This is a genomic window from Periweissella beninensis, from assembly GCF_016908275.1.
In the GTDB taxonomy this organism is placed as follows: domain Bacteria; phylum Bacillota; class Bacilli; order Lactobacillales; family Lactobacillaceae; genus Periweissella; species Periweissella beninensis.
On the sequence record NZ_JAFBDN010000014.1, the window covers coordinates 18,222 to 34,681 of the forward strand.

General features: G+C 34.5%; 16 protein-coding genes, 1 other RNA gene and 2 pseudogenes. 15 read left to right on the forward strand and 4 right to left on the reverse strand.

The annotated features are described in order from the left end of the window. Nucleotides 1-101: 101 nt before the first annotated feature. On the reverse strand, nt 102-2,426 hold the full coding sequence (locus JOC59_RS06160) for a PBP1A family penicillin-binding protein (RefSeq protein WP_205143925.1): 2,325 nt from the start codon (nt 2,424-2,426) through the stop codon (nt 102-104). 29 nt (nt 2,427-2,455) lie between these two features. Next, nucleotides 2,456-3,067, reverse strand: coding sequence for a Holliday junction resolvase RecU (gene recU, locus JOC59_RS06165; RefSeq protein ID WP_205143926.1), 612 nt, complete (start codon nt 3,065-3,067; stop codon nt 2,456-2,458). A 195-nt stretch (nt 3,068-3,262) separates the two neighbouring features. Between recU and JOC59_RS06170 the strand changes: the two genes are divergently transcribed. The 11 genes from JOC59_RS06170 to JOC59_RS06220 all read left to right on the forward strand — a co-directional run bounded on the left by JOC59_RS06170 (nt 3,263) and on the right by JOC59_RS06220 (nt 9,753). Further along, entirely contained in the window at nt 3,263-3,823 is a 561-nt protein-coding gene (locus JOC59_RS06170; RefSeq protein WP_205143927.1) for an SLOG family protein, read from the forward strand. Nucleotides 3,824-3,906: 83 nt separating this feature from the next. Further along, the gene (gene gpsB, locus JOC59_RS06175; protein WP_205143928.1) at nt 3,907-4,260 is read left to right on the forward strand and encodes a cell division regulator GpsB; all 354 of its coding nucleotides are present in this window, start codon (nt 3,907-3,909) and stop codon (nt 4,258-4,260) included. A gap of 27 nt (nt 4,261-4,287) precedes the next feature. Further along, an RNA gene (rnpB, locus tag JOC59_RS06180) (RNase P RNA component class B) lies at nt 4,288-4,670 on the forward strand. A 131-nt stretch (nt 4,671-4,801) separates the two neighbouring features. After that, a complete protein-coding gene (locus JOC59_RS06185) occupies nt 4,802-5,941 on the forward strand; it encodes a THUMP domain-containing class I SAM-dependent RNA methyltransferase (protein ID WP_205143929.1) in 1,140 nt (379 codons plus the stop codon). Between the two features lie 289 nt (nt 5,942-6,230). After that, the gene (gene comGA, locus JOC59_RS06190; RefSeq protein ID WP_205143930.1) at nt 6,231-7,205 is read left to right on the forward strand and encodes a competence type IV pilus ATPase ComGA; all 975 of its coding nucleotides are present in this window, start codon (nt 6,231-6,233) and stop codon (nt 7,203-7,205) included. Further along, nucleotides 7,144-8,196, forward strand: coding sequence for a competence type IV pilus assembly protein ComGB (comGB, locus tag JOC59_RS06195; RefSeq protein ID WP_205143931.1), 1,053 nt, complete (start codon nt 7,144-7,146; stop codon nt 8,194-8,196). The genes comGA and comGB overlap by 62 nt, the downstream gene beginning before the upstream one ends. Further along, nucleotides 8,193-8,540, forward strand: a complete 348-nt coding sequence (locus tag JOC59_RS06200; RefSeq protein ID WP_205143932.1) for a prepilin-type N-terminal cleavage/methylation domain-containing protein — start codon at nt 8,193-8,195, stop codon at nt 8,538-8,540. The genes comGB and JOC59_RS06200 overlap by 4 nt, the downstream gene beginning before the upstream one ends. After that, the gene (locus JOC59_RS06205; protein ID WP_205143933.1) at nt 8,509-8,967 is read left to right on the forward strand and encodes a type II secretion system protein; all 459 of its coding nucleotides are present in this window, start codon (nt 8,509-8,511) and stop codon (nt 8,965-8,967) included. The genes JOC59_RS06200 and JOC59_RS06205 overlap by 32 nt, the downstream gene beginning before the upstream one ends. A 25-nt stretch (nt 8,968-8,992) precedes the next feature. Further along, nucleotides 8,993-9,142, forward strand: a complete 150-nt coding sequence (locus tag JOC59_RS06210) for a hypothetical protein (protein ID WP_205143934.1) — start codon at nt 8,993-8,995, stop codon at nt 9,140-9,142. Beyond that, entirely contained in the window at nt 9,120-9,572 is a 453-nt protein-coding gene (locus JOC59_RS06215) for a competence type IV pilus minor pilin ComGF (RefSeq protein WP_205143935.1), read from the forward strand. The genes JOC59_RS06210 and JOC59_RS06215 overlap by 23 nt, the downstream gene beginning before the upstream one ends. After that, complete coding sequence (locus JOC59_RS06220; RefSeq protein ID WP_205143936.1) at nt 9,538-9,753, forward strand: hypothetical protein; 216 nt, start codon at nt 9,538-9,540, stop codon at nt 9,751-9,753. The genes JOC59_RS06215 and JOC59_RS06220 overlap by 35 nt, the downstream gene beginning before the upstream one ends. A gap of 167 nt (nt 9,754-9,920) precedes the next feature. Here JOC59_RS06220 and JOC59_RS06225 read toward each other — a convergent pair whose 3' ends face one another. Next, nucleotides 9,921-11,162: a chloride channel protein gene (locus JOC59_RS06225; RefSeq protein ID WP_205143937.1), complete on the reverse strand. Its 1,242-nt coding sequence runs from the start codon at nt 11,160-11,162 to the stop codon at nt 9,921-9,923. 314 nt (nt 11,163-11,476) lie between these two features. Here JOC59_RS06225 and JOC59_RS06230 point away from each other — a divergent pair, with 314 nt between their 5' ends. Both JOC59_RS06230 and JOC59_RS06235 read left to right on the forward strand, forming a co-directional pair. Beyond that, nucleotides 11,477-12,433 (forward strand): class I SAM-dependent methyltransferase, encoded by a 957-nt coding sequence (locus JOC59_RS06230; protein ID WP_338090193.1) that lies wholly within the window; start codon nt 11,477-11,479, stop codon nt 12,431-12,433. 21 nt (nt 12,434-12,454) lie between these two features. Continuing rightward, a complete protein-coding gene (locus JOC59_RS06235) occupies nt 12,455-13,645 on the forward strand; it encodes an acetate/propionate family kinase (protein ID WP_205143939.1) in 1,191 nt (396 codons plus the stop codon). 94 nt (nt 13,646-13,739) lie between these two features. Here the strand turns inward: JOC59_RS06235 and JOC59_RS09340 are convergent. Beyond that, nucleotides 13,740-13,919 (reverse strand): annotated as a pseudogene (locus JOC59_RS09340) (transposase); the annotation flags it as partial. On the opposite strand from JOC59_RS09340, the pseudogene JOC59_RS06245 reads away from it, so the two are divergent. Further along, nucleotides 13,900-14,517: pseudogene (locus JOC59_RS06245) on the forward strand (FAD-dependent oxidoreductase); the annotation flags it as partial. The pseudogenes JOC59_RS09340 and JOC59_RS06245 sit on opposite strands and share 20 nt — an antisense overlap. A 246-nt stretch (nt 14,518-14,763) precedes the next feature. Continuing rightward, a complete protein-coding gene (locus JOC59_RS06250) occupies nt 14,764-16,278 on the forward strand; it encodes a carboxypeptidase M32 (RefSeq protein ID WP_205143940.1) in 1,515 nt (504 codons plus the stop codon). Nucleotides 16,279-16,460 lie beyond the last annotated feature (182 nt).

Below are 16,460 nucleotides of genomic sequence, written 5' to 3' on the forward strand. Positions count from 1 at the left end.
TTCAGTTATTAGCAAGGCATAAACTATAGTCAAAAAAGAGGTTAAGGGCAACAATTTTTTACTTGTTGCCCTTAACCTCTTTTTGATTGTGCTTATTTTAGTTATTCTTGCTTATTATCATCGGAACTTGACGAAACACTTGCTTTTGATGAACTTGATTCATTAGCGGAATTGTCAGAAGTACTATTATTAGCTGAACTATTATTATTGTCAGTATTCGAGGTAGCACTAGCAGAACTAGAACTTGTGCTAGTTTCAGACGAGCTTGATGAACTAGCTGAACTACTTGAGCTACTTGAGCTACTAGTAGTTGATGCACTAGCAGAGCTTTCAACTGCAGAGCTTGAATTACTAAAGACACTCGATGAACTAGGCGTATATGTGCTAGTGGAACTTGAACTACTATTCCAACTACTATTAGTTAGGAATAGTTGACGCTGACCGTTAAGAGTTATTGCCGATACCGAACTTGGCATTGTCCAATCACGTGATGTTTTATTCAACATAGCATATGACATGATTGATTTATAAATATAAAGTGGAATCTGTGAATTATAACCTGAGGTAATATAATTTCCTGCTTTATTAGGTTGATCATAACCGGTCCAAATAGATAGGACATAGTTACGATTATAGCCAGTAAACCAGCGATCAGATACCGCACCACTAGGCACATTAACAGTTGAGTCATAACCAACGGTCCCAGTTTTACCAGCTTCAAAAGTACCGCTAACATGGCCATCTTTCCCAGTCCCACTGGAACTAGTCATAACATCTTTCATCATATCAGTAAGCATATACGCAGTTGATTTTTTCATAACACGCTTACTTTTAGTTTTAAATGTCCGAGTTGTGCCATCTTGTTGGACAATTTTTTTAATCATTTGTGAGGTATGGTAAACACCACCAGTACTAAAGGCCCCATAAGCTGCCGCTTCTTGAGCGGTCGAAAGATTAATTCCTAAGGCAGATGAAGCATAGAGTTTATTATTAATGCCAAAGCGTTTTAAAAAGGTACTTGCTTTAGTGGTACCAACTGTTGCTAGCGTTTTAACTGCCGGCACATTGCGTGAACTAATGAGTGCTTGCCGCATAGTCATGTTACCAGCATAGGTACCTTCGAAATCAGTTACTTGCTGAGTTGTTCCAGGGTAATAATATTTTGAATCATCTAAAGTATAGAATGTGGGCCAATTTAAGTATTCAATGGCAGGGCCATAATCAACTAATGGTTTGACAGTTGAACCGGCGGAACGATTAGTTTGCGTTGCCCGATTTAAACCTAAAACAGTTGATGATTTACGGCCTCCAATTTGAGCTACAACATGGCCATTACTGGGATCTGTCATAGTTAAACCCACTTGAAACTTATTACTTGGAAAACTTACATATTTATTGGAATTAACGACATTGTAAGCTTTCTTTTGAAGTTTAAGGTTAAGATACGTGTAAATTTTTAAGCCAGCAGATTCAGGTTTATAACCAAGTTTTCTTAATTGCGTAATTACAGAACTTGCATATGCATCAACGATTTTTTGGGTTTTTGAATCAGATGAACCAGTCAAACTATGATGTTTTTTGATTAAACCATGTGAAATTGGTACATTTTGATAATGTGTGGCTTGCGCCTGGGTTAATTTATGATTTTTAACCATGGCTGCTAAAACGGTATCACGGCGTTCCTTAGCATAGCGTGGATTTACTATTGGATCATAAGTTACTGGTGATTGTGGCATACCTGCTAAAAGAGCATATTGATCAATTGAGAGTTTATTAAGGGATTTACCAAAATAGTATTTGGCAGCCGTCTTCATTCCATAGACTCCTTCGCCCATATATACTTTATTAATGTAAAACGTTAAAATTTCATTTTTAGTATATTTGCGCGCAACTTGAATTGCTAGCCATGCTTCCTGAGCTTTGCGCTTTAAGGTTCTATCCGAAGTTGAGGTTGAAAAAACAGATAATTTAACCAATTGCTGAGTTAAAGTTGAGCCACCTTGTAGGCCTAATGATGATCCTGTTATATTCGCAAAAAGGGCACCAAAAATACGACGAATATCAATCCCACCATGTTGATAAAAGCGGCGATCTTCAATGGCCACAACTGATTCTTTTAACTGATCTGGGATTTCTTTGGTACTTGCATAGCTGCGTTTTTGCGTCCCCATTTGCCAAATGACATTTCCTTTGGAATCGAGAATTTCAGTTGAATTAGTGGATGCTAATTGTGACTCACTAATGGTCGGAGCGGTTCTAACGTATGAAAAAAATAGTAAGGCGCCACTAATAAGTGCGATATTAAAAATTGCTAAGATGCAAATAAAAATTTTTTCCCATAAAGATAGTTTCCTTTTGGGACGACCATTTTTTCGATGTTGACGATTATTTTTTGCCACCCGCGAACTAGGTTGGTTACTAGACATAATTTACTCCTCAAATTAAAATAAGTCCTTTATTTATTAGTAGCTGTAATTAAGTTTTTAACAGCACTTAAATAGGGGACGGTAGGGTTAATCCCATATGATACTCGATATCCGATGCGCTTTATATTATCGTAGGGAATCGATTTGCGGCCGCCATTAAATTGAGCTTGCCAAAAGGTGATTAATTGATTAGCTGGATAAACATAAATTTCATCTTGGATAATAAAACGAACCAAAATAAAACCGATACCGCCTTGTTGCAAAATTGCATTTAGGTGATCAATTTGATGTTGGTGAAAGTTACTTAACGGAAGAGCGGTTTTATTTTTAGTTTCTTTAGCATCAAAGTCAAGATAATAACCTTGATAGATTCCATTATAATCAGTTGTAGAAGCCTTAGAAAAATATGCTTCGGTTATCTTAGCGGCTGCACGGTTGGGATAGGCAACGTTAACAATATTTATAGGAGTTGGTTTTTTATGAATTACTGCAGTATTAGTATTCAAATAATATTCATTTGCTAAGTTTATTACATACTCCAACGTCATTCCCCGACTACCATAATTTACTTCATTTTTGATGGTAGTTTTTTGGGGGGTGAGGGATGAATTAAAAATATTGCCATTAGGATAACGAATCATATTTTTTAGGCTACCTTCTGTTATTTTAAAATCTATATACGCCATATTATAACAAATTTAAATAAAACATGTTCAAAACTTTAATTAAGATCCCAATTAAATAAAAATTACTAAAATTTCAGCTGTTGTTATTTAAATATGTTGATAAACAGAGTAAAATAATAACAAAATTTTAGTAAAGAAGAAAGTAATTGCATGCAAAATATTTGGTTAACAGGTTACCGTAACTATGAATTAGGTATTTTTAAAAACGATGATGTAAAAATTGATATTATTAAGTATGCTTTAAAGCAGCGCTTGATTGCTTTCATTGAAGATGGTGGCAAATGGATTTTGAGTGGTCCGCAACTAGGGGTCGAACAATGGGCAATTGAAAGTGCACTAGAATTAAAAAAAGAATATAATGACTTAAAAGTCGGATTACTATTACCATTTGCTAACTTTGGTAAGCAATGGCAACAAGAAAAACAACAAAAATTATTAAATTTAAAAGAACAAGTTGACTATTGGGCAAATGTTAGTGACAATAATTATCAAGGGCCTAAGCAATTACAAAATTATCAAAAATTCATGCTAGAACATACGCAAGGCAGTATTTTATTGTATGATTTAGAACGTGAAGGTAAAAGCCAATATGATTATCAAGTAATTAGTGCATATCAGGTTCAGCATGCAGATTACGCGCTAGCAATGCTAACTTTCGATGACCTACAAGAATATGCCCAAGATTTTGCGGAAAAGCAAAATTTTGCATAAAAATGGGAACCTTAGATGGTTATTTAGTGAAATCTTTGCTACTATTGAAAAGAAATATAATTTTAGAGGGGTAAGGAAAACTAATGGAAAATTTACGTTTGACTCCACAAGATATTTTAAAAAAAGAATTTAAGCCAAAGCGAATGGGTGTTGGTTTCGATCCCAATGATGTTGATACATTCTTAGATGAAATCATGAAGGATTATGATACATTTAATAAAAACCAAGTTGAATTACAAAATGAAAATCGTAAGTTACGGGCACAAATTGAAGAGCTAAATCGCCAATTAGCAGCAGCTAGTTCACAAAAATCGGTTAGTCAACCAACAACGGGGGCAACTAATATGGATATTTTGAAACGGTTAAGTAACCTTGAACGGCGTGTATTTGGTAGTCAAGTTGATTATCAACAAAATAGTGGTTCTCATATTCTTTAATTTATGATATAGTAATTATATTGTGTAAATTTCTGGTAATCGCGCACAATTTAGATTGTGTGAGGAAAGTCCATGCTCGCACAGGCTGTGATGCCTGTAGTGTTTGTGCTCGGCGAAAAAATAAACCGGGGCACTAATTTATAATTAGTGACGGCGGAAAAAATAGCTAAGGTTTCGACTATGCTAAAGTATTCCTGAAAGTGCCACAGAGACGATTCTATTTAAGAAATTAAATAGGTGGAACGCGGTAAACCCCTCAAGCGGGAAACCCAAACATATGGTAGGGGAGCTCGACCTAGTGAACTGAAACGATGGTCGTGTTAGTAACGTAGGTTGCTAGAAGATAGATGATTACTGCTTCCATGTTTTAGGCATGAAAAATATGGAAGAACATAACGTGGCTTATAGAAATTTATACCCATGTAGCTCGCTTAGGCGGGCTTTTTTTATTGATGTAGCTAAGTAATTAATAGCAGAATGGCCCATAAGATGTTAGGATAATAACTGGATTAATAGATATGATATAAGGATGATTTTAAAGATGAATACAAAAAAATTTAATTTAATGGCAACAGCTGCGGCTGGAATTGAGGCCCTAGTGGGTCGTGAATTACGTGACCTAGGATATGAAGTTAATGTTGAAAATGGGCGCGTTCGCTTTACAGGAACAGTCGCTGATATTATGCAAACTAATTTATGGTTGCGGACAGCTGATCGCATTAAAATCATTGTGGCCGAGTTTGATGCAGTCACATTTGATGAGCTTTTTGAAAAAACCAAAGCAATTCAATGGGATGAATTGTTACCTTATGATGCCGAATTTCCAGTTGAAGGGCGTTCAAGAAATTCTGTATTACATAGTGTACCAACTGCACAAGCAATTGTTAAAAAGGCGATTGCAACTCAGTTAGCTGATACGTATCATTTAAGAACGATGCTACCTGAAAGTGGTAATTTATATAAATTAGAGGTCATGATTAATAAAGATCACGTCATGTTAACAATGGACACAACGGGGTCATCACTATTTAAACGGGGTTACCGGACAGAAAAAGGTGGGGCACCACTAAAAGAAAATATGGCAGCTGCATTGGTTATGCTAGCAAACTGGTATCCTGATATGCCATTTGTTGATCCAGTAACTGGTTCGGGGACAATTCCAATTGAAGCAGCGTTAATTGCAAGAAACATTGCACCGGGCTTTAACCGTGACTTTGCAATTGAAAGCTGGGATTGGTTTGATAAGAAAATTAGTGATGATATGCGGGCAAAAGCGGATGAAGCTGCAAATTATGATATTGAATTAGATATAACTGGCTATGATATTGATGAAAATATGATTGAAATTGCTAAAGCCAATGCATTAGAAGCAGGGCTTGCTGCTGATATTACCTTTAAACAATTAGCAGCAAAAGATTGGCAAACGACTAAAAAGAACGGAGTAATTGTTGCTAATCCGCCATATGGGGAACGGTTAGGTGATGAAGATACTGTTCATCAGTTATATCGTGAAATGGGACATGTGTATCGACCATTAAAAACCTGGAGTAAATATATTTTAACGAGTGACTTAGAATTTGAACAGTTTTATGGAGAACGTGCAACTAAGAAAAGAAAATTATACAATGGAGCGTTACGAACGGATTATTTCCAATTTTGGGGTAAAAAAGAACGTCATTAAGAATAAAACATGTAACTAGGTAGAACCGTTTTAAGAAGCTATGGTGTAATAGTTTCAATTCAAAGAAAACATAATAAAAGATAGCGTACTAAAGTTAAAAGTAATTAATTTTAGTGCGCTATCTTTTTTATTTGGGGGATATGTACGAAAAAGTGGGTTTTAAAAAAGTGGGTTTTGGTCGTAAGCTAAACAATCGAGTATAAAAAATATAAAAGGGTTGCGTAAATTAGTTTAATAAACTCGTATGGTATTACTACGGCCGGAATAACACTGACGAGTGATTGGGAAAATGATAGTAATGATTAATGTCCAAGATTTTTTTAATGAAATGATTGTATTAGCGACCAAAGATAAGGTTAGTGATATTTATATACTGCCTAGTGAAGCCAATGCATATCATGTGATATTTAAGCAAAAGATACAAAATCAACGCTACGCAACTTTATCAATATTAGAAGCAAAGCAGCTACATATATATATTAAATATAAAGCAAACATGGATATAGCTGATATGCGTAGACCGCAAAGTGGACAATTTTGTATAACGAAGAATTGTTTTATGCGTGTCTCATCAGTTGGTAATTATCAACAACAAGAATCGTTAGTTTGCCGGTTAATATATGCGTTTACTGACTTAAAAAATGGTTATTTATTTCCAACCCAATATCAGCAACTTTTAAGTAATATTAAAAAAACAGGTATTCATATTTTTGCAGGGCCAATGGGTGCGGGTAAAACTTCGACGATGTATCGGTTAGCAGATGAATTGGCTAATTATAATCAAATGATTTTAACAATCGAAGATCCAGTTGAAATTTATGCTCCCAAATTTTTACAACTACAGGTTAATTCACTCGCAAATATGGAGTATTTGGATTTAATTAAAGTTGGGTTACGGCATCGACCAGATGTATTTATTATAGGTGAAATTCGCGATAATCAGACTGCCAAAGCAGTGATACAGGCAGCCTTAAGTGGGCATACGGTGCTAACAACGATTCATGCGCGATCAGCCCAGGGTGTGATTCCGCGTTTAATTGATCTTGGCATTGAAAAATACTATTTAAAGGCCACCATTAATAGTATTGTCTATCAAGAATTAATTCCACATAAATCAGGAGAACTACAGGCATTACAAGAACAATTACTAAATAAACAAATTTGGCTAGACACTAATACGAATAGATGGGATGAGATGTTAAATGAAGCTTATCAACAAGAAAAAATATCCGCTACGACCTTCCAAACATATCGCAAAGTTTAGTAAAGTTCAACAAGTTGAATTTTTTGAACTGTTAGCAGATTTATTAAGTGTAGGGTTTAAATTAGGAACAGCTTTAAGGTTTATTCAACAAGTTAAACCACAACAGGCTAAAGTCATTCAAGTAATTATTACAAATATTGAGCGTGGTCAAAATTTTGCAACGGCAACGCACACATTAGTAAATCAAAATGTTAGTTGTCAATTGCAAATTGCGGAAACTCATGGTGACTTAATTCCAGCGATTACGGCAATTGCAACTACTTTGCAACAACGATTAAAAAACGTTAAGCAGTTAAAACGATTATTACAGTATCCATTATTGTTACTAGGTATGTTAGTTGTAATTAGTATTACGTTAAAGCAATTATTTTTACCACAGTTAACAAGTTGGAACACCAGTGTCGTTGCTAACACTGATACAAAAATGATTATGGTTAATAAATTAATAATCTGGGGTGGTTTAATACTTTGTTTATTAATTATGCTAGGAGCATTGTTAGTGTTAAAGAAAAAAACATCCTTACAGAAATTAACAATACTCGCACATATTCCGGGTATTAAAAAATTTTTATGGCATCAGATTGGTTATGAGCTTAGTTTTAGTTTAAGTCTATTACTAAAAAGTGGACAATCATTACAACAAATTAGCATGCTTTATGCTCAAATGCCAAAAAATACGTGGTATTTTGAATTGGGGATGCAATTACGTGTTTTCCTTGAACAAGGATATGATTTTCCAACGTATATTACAAAAAAGGCTTTTTTACCAAATGAATTAAGTTTATTTTTCGTGCGAGGTAAAACGAAAGCAGCCCTTGCCGATGACTTACAAGCATATAGTGAAATTTGTTTGAAACGCTTATTACAAGGTTACGAAAGAAGTTTGGCCATGATTCAACCAATTTTTTTTGTAATAATTGCAAGCAGTATTGTTGGAGTTTATGCTGCGATGTTATTACCGATGTATAAAATGATGGAGAATTTAGGATGAAAGAATCATTAAAAAAAAGTTTGAATAAAACACAAGCAGGTTTTACCTTATTGGAAATGACAATTGTACTATTGATATTAGGATTATTAATGTTAGTGATTTTACCTAATATTGCAGCAATCAGAAAGGATGCTGATAATCGGCAGGCAAAAGCAATGCGTTCGGTAGTCCAAACGCAAGTCGACTTATATTTAAATGAAGAGTCAGATAATGATAATAAAGAAGAACCTAAAGTTTCTTTTGAAACGTTAAAAAATGCTAAATATCTAACGGTAGAGCAAATAAAAAGAGCGGAAAAGGTAGGAATAATTATTGAAAATAATATTGCCAAGCGTGATGTATAAAGGATTTACGTTAATAGAAGCAGTATTAGTATTGACAATTGTGAGTGGCTTAATGTTATTTGGCTATTATCAAGTTGATTACGCACAACAACGAGCAGAAAGTCGATTTTGGCAAGCTTTAGATTTAACGTGGCGACAAGCACAAATGGCAACGTGGGATAGTGATGATTACTTAGATTTTAGATTTTATCAGCATGAATTGTTAGTTTGGCAAAATGGCAAAATTGTAAGATCATTACCATATCCACGTTCAATAATATGTAATGTCAAGAAGACTAAATCAGTTATTGTCAGTAATCAAGGAGTTATTCAGCCAACGAAAGTAATTTTAATAACGCAACAAGGAGTTCATTATGAAATTAGTTGGGGCTTTAATTGGGGAACATATAAAATCACACCGGAACCAGCCGGGGTTTATCATCGCTGATGGAATGATTGCCTTGACGATATGCATGGTTAGCTTTGGGTGGTTTGCGACTAATCAAGGACAATTAACAAGGCAATTACGCGATAAGGAAAGAGTTGTGGAAAAAATTAGATTGGAAAAAGAAGCCAGTGATCAAGCTATTGAAGCTTTTTATGAAAAGACAAAACGCGTTTAGTTTAGTTGAAGCACTGACAGGTCTGCTAATTTTAGGCTTAATAACTGGATTACTCCAGATGGGGGTGCTTCTAGTCAAAGATTCATTAATTACTAATAAACCAGCGATGTATTCTTGGATTCAATTTCTCCATAATATTGAAACTGACCAAAATCCATTTTATTGGCAAAAGTTAGCCGCCGACAAGACACAATTAGGATTATGGCGGCAAAACAAGGAAAATGGTGAAGCTAAGGAATATATTTTAAAATTAACCAAAAAAACACATACATTGTATATGAGTGGTGTTGATGGTGGGTATATGCCATTTATTTACAATGTAGAAACGGTAAAATTCAAAAAAATAAAGAATAATATACAAATTAACGTTGTATTTATTTCGGGAGAGCACCGTAATGCAATATTGGCAATCAAAAATAAAAAAGAGTAAGCAGCCAGCCTTCATTTTGTTAGCAACTTTAAGTTTTCTAATGTTATTAGGATCAGTTCAAGTTTGGCAGCTCAAAATCTATGAGCAACAAATGGTAATCTATAATAAAGTTATTAAAAGTTACCAAAAAAAAATTGCTAAAAATAAGCAAAAATTAAAGATACTCGATAAACAAGAATAAGCACAAGTTATTTGTTTGTAGCATTAAGTTGCTTGAGGACGGGTTAACTATACCAAAAAACATGCTTAATTAGTTAATGGCACTTTCCGGCTAAAAATAAATTTAGTTAGTAATCCATTTTATTAATTAAACATGTTTTTTAAGTGTCAGATATGCTAGTACAAACGTCATTTATGATAATTAAGGACAATTTGAGAAGTACCAATTGCTAAGCTAACCGCCAGTCCCAATGGTAAAAGAGCGGAATAATTAAGATGAACAACTTCAAAAATCATAAATAAGGCCATTAAAGGAGCTTGTTGTGAAGCTGCTAACAAGCTAACGGCACCAATAAGCGCCCCTTGTGGTAGTGAGTTAGCAGAAACGGCTGTAATCAAGCCGCCCACAACAGCACCAATTGATATGGAAGGTGTCAAAGTCCCACCAGCTGCACCAGCTTTAATTGTAAATACAGTAACTAGTGCTTTTAGGATAGCACCAATTAATAGAAGAGTAAACATGGTACGTGACGAAGCACTAATTGCTAGTTGCGCTAAGGCTCGTCCATTACCCATAATTTGTGGTAAGCGCATAGAAATAATACCAGTAATGAGGCTAATTAGAGGTAATTGCCAGACAATATTTAGATTATGGGTTTGCTTTTTTTCAGCCCATTTAAAGGACTTTCGAAATAAGCCACCTAAAAAACCACACAGTGGAGCAATTATCAAAATGATCGGTAAGATAGTCAGAGAAAATTTATTGGTAGGTATGGCATAGTAGGGGGTAAAACCTTTATAAGTAGCCCCTACTAGCATTGCAATTGTGGACATACCCAGACTAACACTAATATTTTTAACGGAGACATCTTTTAACAGAATTTCAACAGCAAAGAACATGCCAGTAATGGGGGCAATATATACACCGGCAAAGCCAGCGCCAGCTGCACTAGCAATTAATAATTGCTTATTTGTTGGACTTAACGTGGTTAGGTTGGTTTTTTCAAGTAACTTGTCCCATTGACTAGCAAGCATTGCACCAGCTTCTCTGGGGGCGAGTTCACGACCAACTGAACCACCAGTACCGACGTAAAAAATTTGGGTAAAAGTATGAATTAACATTGGCCAAAATGGCATCTGTTTACCTTTTAAAGCCGCATTAATGGCAATAGGGCCTTGACTATGTTTTCTAAGAAAATACCAAATAAGTCCAGAGATTGTCCCACCAAGGATAACAGAAATTAACCGACGGAATGGTTGGGTGCTAATGGGGCTAGGATTAAGAACAGTTTCGTTGAAATTTAAAAAAAGATGTTCAATAAGTTCCAAAAACATACTTAACATTACAGAACTTAGGCCAACTAATAAGCCTAAGATAAGCGTTGAAATAACTAAAGTAAAATTTTCGGAAGTAAAAAATTTTTTATTCATCTTAATTATTTAAAACTCCTTTTATGATTGAAAATGTAACAATTGCATTAAATAAGATTACTCCTAAACTGACAAGACAACAAGCGATAAATCAAGCAATTAGATTACCAAAAAATGTAAGCGTTATCTTTTGCTTGTGACAAAAAGTGAGCAAGTAAAATGAGATTCAAAAATCGCTTGTTAGAAGTTAATAAAAGATAGATTTTAGCTAATCTAGTTTGATGAAACATAGAATGTAGTTTGTGAATATGTTAAACTAGCATATGTAATAATATGAATTACTATAAAAATAATGAGTATTGGAGGGGTGAATTCTGACACAGGATAAAGTTGAAACACTTTATAAGGTGCTTGATCAAGCAAGCCAACTTTTAATTGATGAACTAGACACTGCTTATTTTGATGCGTTAATTGAAGTGACGCAAGATTTATTGAGTGGGACAATTCAGGTTGAAGATGGTAAACCTAGTCAAGCTGTAGTTAAACGACTCCAACAATTATTTGCAGGAGTAATGATAAGTTCTTTAGAAAGTGAAACCATTCGTAAGGCAATTGGATTGGCACTATTAAGAGCAGCAAAAATCGATAAATTACAGGCTAACCATCAGTTAACACCTGATATGATTGGGCTAATTATTGGTTATTTATTAAATAAATTAAATAAAAAGCCAATTAATCGGCTTTTTGATGTAACTGTTGGAACAGGTAATTTGTTGGGAGCTGTTAATGCCTTTTTAAGACAACAAAATAAGCAGCCACAAGAATTATATGGTATGGACATTGATGATACATTATTAGCAATGGCTGGTATCAGTTTTGACTTACAACAAATTCCAGTTAATTTATTCAATGATGATGCAACACAGGGAAATTTACCAACAGCCGATGCCGTTATTAGTGATTTACCGTTAGTGCATAATCAAAAGAGTGATCAAGTCGATCAAAATTTAATTAGTGCTAGTATTGATGCTGTAGTTGAAGGCGGCTTTGCAATATATGTTGTACCAAGTAATTTATTAGAAGGAAACCAAGCAAAGGATATGTTGAGATTAATAACCGCAAAAACATATCTGCAAGGATTCCTAAAATTACCAGATTCAGTATTTAAAAACAGTAATGCTCAAAAAGCAGTATTGATTTTACAAAAACAAGGTGGGCTCGCACAGCAAGCAAAAGAAGTATTAATTGGCCAGTTACCAGCCTTAAAAGATACGCATGCGTTAAAAAGTTTTTTCAATGACCTTGATGAATGGGCCAAACAATTAAATTAAGAGAAGAAAAGGAGCCACATAATGGCAAAAACAATGGCAGTTAATGCTGGATCATCATCATTGAAGTTTCAACTTCTTGAAATGCCAGCAGAACAAGTAATCGCAAAGGGACAAATTGAACGGATTGGATTGAAGGATTCAATTGTGACTATTAAATATGGTGATGGTCAAAAATTTGAAACAATTGAAGACATTGACAACCATGAAATTGGAATTAATAAATTATTGCAAAGCTTACTTGATTTGCATATTATTACTGATTTTAACGAAATTACAGGAGTAGGCCACCGGGTTGTTGCTGGTGGTGAATGGTTTAATCAATCAGTTGTGGTAACTGAGAATGTGTTAGAAAAGATTGATCGGTTAGCGGAGTATGCACCGTTGCACAATCCAGCTAATGCAATGGGTATTCGTGTTTTCCAAAAGTTATTGCCAAATGCTATTTCGGTTGCTGTATTTGATACTGCGTTCCATCAAACGATGCCAAAAGAAAATTATTTGTATAGTTTGCCATACCAATACTACACTCGCTATGGCGCCCGTAAATATGGGGCCCATGGAACTTCACACCGGTATGTAGCTGAACGTGCTGCCGTTATGTTAGATAAGCCATTAACTGATTTAAAATTAATCACATTGCACCTTGGGGCAGGAGCTTCAATTACAGCTATCAAAGATGGTAAATCCTTTGATACATCAATGGGCTTTACTCCATTAGCTGGGATTACAATGGCAACACGTTCAGGGGATGTTGATCCATCGTTGATTTACTATATTCAAGAACATGAAAAATTAAGTAATGCCGAAATGTTAAAAATTCTTAATGGTAAATCAGGCTTATTAGGTATCTCAAGTATTTCTTCAGATATGCGGGACTTATTAGACGTAATTGATACAAATGATCATGCCAAGTTAGCTATCGATATTTTTGTGAATCGTGTTGTTAAATATATTGGTCAATATGTTGCTGAAATGGGTGGCATCGATGCAATTGTATTTACAGCTGGTATTGGTGAAAATTCAGTGCCATTAAGAAAAATGATTATTGATAAGCTAGGCTATTTTGGCATTAAGTTAGATGAGAAACAAAACGAAAAACGTGGTAGTGAAATTGAGATTTCAACTAGTGATTCAGCCGTTAAAGCTTTGATGATTCCAACTAACGAAGAATTAATGATTGCGCGTGACGTTGAAACCTTAAAAAATAAATAGTTTTTAAATTAGTGGTTTTGGTACGGTACCTTGCTATCAAGAAATAGGCTCTTTGTCAAATGGTACTGATAGACTAAATAATTAAATTAATTTATTAAGCAACTAATTCATAATTTGAATTAGTTGCTTTTTTGTAATTTAGCGCAAAATATGAATTTTTAAAGATAATTAAAATACGCTCTCTGAAGTTTTCAAAATTTTTGAAACCATATGCAATACGACTAATAACTTTTATTTTATTATTGATTGCCTTTACAGGGGCATTGTTTAGTGGCTTACAAGTACTACCGCAAAACTTTATTATGGTTAATACAAAAGGGCGTCGTTTTGTTAATGAGTATGGTAGTCGGGATGAATTAACAAAAGCAGCTATTGCTAATGGGGAGTTGTTTTATCTAATTGCTGATGAAGAGATTAGGAAAACAGCCTATAATACTAATCAAGCAAAAATCGATAAGCAGGTTGCTGACGGGACCTTGTTTCGAGCAGATACTTTGATTGATTTAGCACAGCAGTTGGGGATGGATCCTAATGTGCTGACTGAAACAATCACTAAATATAATCAATATGTGGATCAAAGATATGATCCAGAGTTTGGTAAAGATGCGTTTGATTTAAAAGGCTTAACAGCGCCATTTTATGCGACACCACAAAAACCGGCGGTCCACCATACGATGGGCGGATTAAAAATTGATGCTAAAACCCATGTCCTAGATGCTAATAATCAGATAATTCCTGGATTGTATGCAGCTGGTGAAGTAGCGGGAGGAATCCATGCTGGTAATCGCTTAGGTGGGAACTCATTAACTGATATTTTTACATTCGGTCGGATTGCAGGGAGCACCGTGATAGCCGATGAATTTACTAATTAAGTAGTATTATTAACAACAATTTGATAATTATTAAAGTACATAGCCAAAAGGTATTGTTAAAAAATTAATTTTAACAATACCTTTTGGTTTTTTTATCATGTTTGGACAATGATTAAGCTAGCTAAAGCCTAGGCCTGATTTATTATGGTAATGAACTAATCAAGGATTGGCAGAAGAATAACAATTTGGTATATTAGAAAAAAGCGTTAAAATTAAAAAAAACTAATTTTATAGAGGAGTAAGCAATTGGTTAAATATGTAGAAGAAGATTTATTGGCGTTACTTAAAGAAATTTCATTGTTAGAGGAAAATCAAGCACTACTGGGATGGGATGCTCTAACGGGAATGCCAACAGATAGTAGTGATTTTAGAGCTGAATTACTAAGTTATTTAGGAGGCAAAAGCTTTGAGCTAATGACCGGACCTAAAATGACTGATATGTTAAATTATTTTAGGCAAAATCCAACCATATTATCAAAATTAGGTAATCAATTAGTTGCACATGAAAGTAAAAAGGTTAAGTTAAACACTAATATTCCAAATGAAGACTTTATGGAATATCAACGATTAACTTCTAAAGCACAGGATGCTTGGGCTAAGGCACGTCAAAATAATGACTATGCAATTTATGCGCCGTACTTAAAAAAGATTATCGAATATAAGAAAAAATTTATAAAATTATGGGATCCTCAAAATCAAGCAAAAACATCCTATGATGTTTTATTAGATCAATTTGAACCAGGCTTGACAGTTGCAAAATTAGATGTGATTTTTAATGAAGTAAAAACTGGATTACAAAAAATTCAAAATAAATTAAGTTATGGGCAAAAACCTGATGATCGCATCATGCATCGTGAGGTACCAATTGCGCAACAACGTGAATTAGCATTAACTTTAGCACAGAAATTAGGCTACAAGCTCAGCAAAGGGCGCCTTGATGATACAATTCATCCGTTCATGACAGCTATGAATCGTAATGATGCTAGAATTACAACTCGATGGGCGACGAATGACTATCAAATGGCAGTACTTGGTGTTTTACATGAAGCGGGTCATGGTTTATTTGAACAAAATATCGCAGCTAAGTTTGATTACACGCCGTTTGCGAAAGACATGGCGATGAGTATTCATGAGTCACAATCATTATTTAATGAAATTATAATTGGTCGTTCTAAAAGCTATTGGCAAAATGAATTTACAACGTTGAATACAGTTACTAACGATACGTTCGCAGATGTTAGTTTTAATGAGTGGTATCGGGCTTGGATGACAACGAAGCCAACTTTAATTAGAACTGAAGCAGATCCGCTAACGTATCCATTACATATCATAATTCGATATGAAATTGAAAAAGCAATCTTTAATGACGATTTCAATGTCAAGGATTTACCAGCACTGTGGAATGCAAAATACCAAGAATATTTAGGCATATTACCAGAAAATGATTTGGTGGGTATTTTACAAGATATCCATTGGGCCGGTGGTGATTTTGGTTATTTCCCTAGTTATGCATTAGGGCATTTATATGCTGCTCAATTTTACCATACTATGCAAAAAACTATTGATTTTGATCAAGTGTATGCTAGTGGTGATTATCAAGCAATTTTCGATTGGCGTAAAGAACATGTTTGGCAATATGGTGCATCTAAAACACCACAAGAAATTTTAAAGCAAGCAACTGGTGAAGAGCTTAATCCTCAGTATTGGCTAGAACTACAAGATGCCATTTATACAGATGTTTATCAGGTTGTCATTAATTAATATTAACAATCGATAACGGCTTAGACTAAGTAAAGACTACTAGGAACCTAAAACTAACGCAAAAAAGAGCTTATGGGTCTACACTTCTTGGTACTGATAGACATGACGTCGTCATGTTAATCGGTATCTTTTTTTCTTGCATTTTTTAAAAAAAGTGTAAAAAAAGAGATAACCCACCACCA

Coding starts and splice junctions, on each gene's coding strand:
- JOC59_RS06160 (WP_205143925.1), bottom strand. CDS start 2,426: ATGTCTAGTAACCAACCTAGTTCGCGGGTGGCAAAAAATAATCGTCAA.
- recU (WP_205143926.1), bottom strand. CDS start 3,067: ATGATTCGTTATCCTAATGGCAATATTTTTAATTCATCCCTCACCCCC.
- JOC59_RS06170 (WP_205143927.1), top strand. CDS start 3,263: ATGCAAAATATTTGGTTAACAGGTTACCGTAACTATGAATTAGGTATT.
- gpsB (WP_205143928.1), top strand. CDS start 3,907: ATGGAAAATTTACGTTTGACTCCACAAGATATTTTAAAAAAAGAATTT.
- JOC59_RS06185 (WP_205143929.1), top strand. CDS start 4,802: ATGAATACAAAAAAATTTAATTTAATGGCAACAGCTGCGGCTGGAATT.
- comGA (WP_205143930.1), top strand. CDS start 6,231: ATGATAGTAATGATTAATGTCCAAGATTTTTTTAATGAAATGATTGTA.
- comGB (WP_205143931.1), top strand. CDS start 7,144: ATGAAGCTTATCAACAAGAAAAAATATCCGCTACGACCTTCCAAACAT.
- JOC59_RS06200 (WP_205143932.1), top strand. CDS start 8,193: ATGAAAGAATCATTAAAAAAAAGTTTGAATAAAACACAAGCAGGTTTT.
- JOC59_RS06210 (WP_205143934.1), top strand. CDS start 8,993: ATGGTTAGCTTTGGGTGGTTTGCGACTAATCAAGGACAATTAACAAGG.
- JOC59_RS06215 (WP_205143935.1), top strand. CDS start 9,120: ATGAAAAGACAAAACGCGTTTAGTTTAGTTGAAGCACTGACAGGTCTG.
- JOC59_RS06220 (WP_205143936.1), top strand. CDS start 9,538: ATGCAATATTGGCAATCAAAAATAAAAAAGAGTAAGCAGCCAGCCTTC.
- JOC59_RS06225 (WP_205143937.1), bottom strand. CDS start 11,162: ATGAATAAAAAATTTTTTACTTCCGAAAATTTTACTTTAGTTATTTCA.
- JOC59_RS06235 (WP_205143939.1), top strand. CDS start 12,455: ATGGCAAAAACAATGGCAGTTAATGCTGGATCATCATCATTGAAGTTT.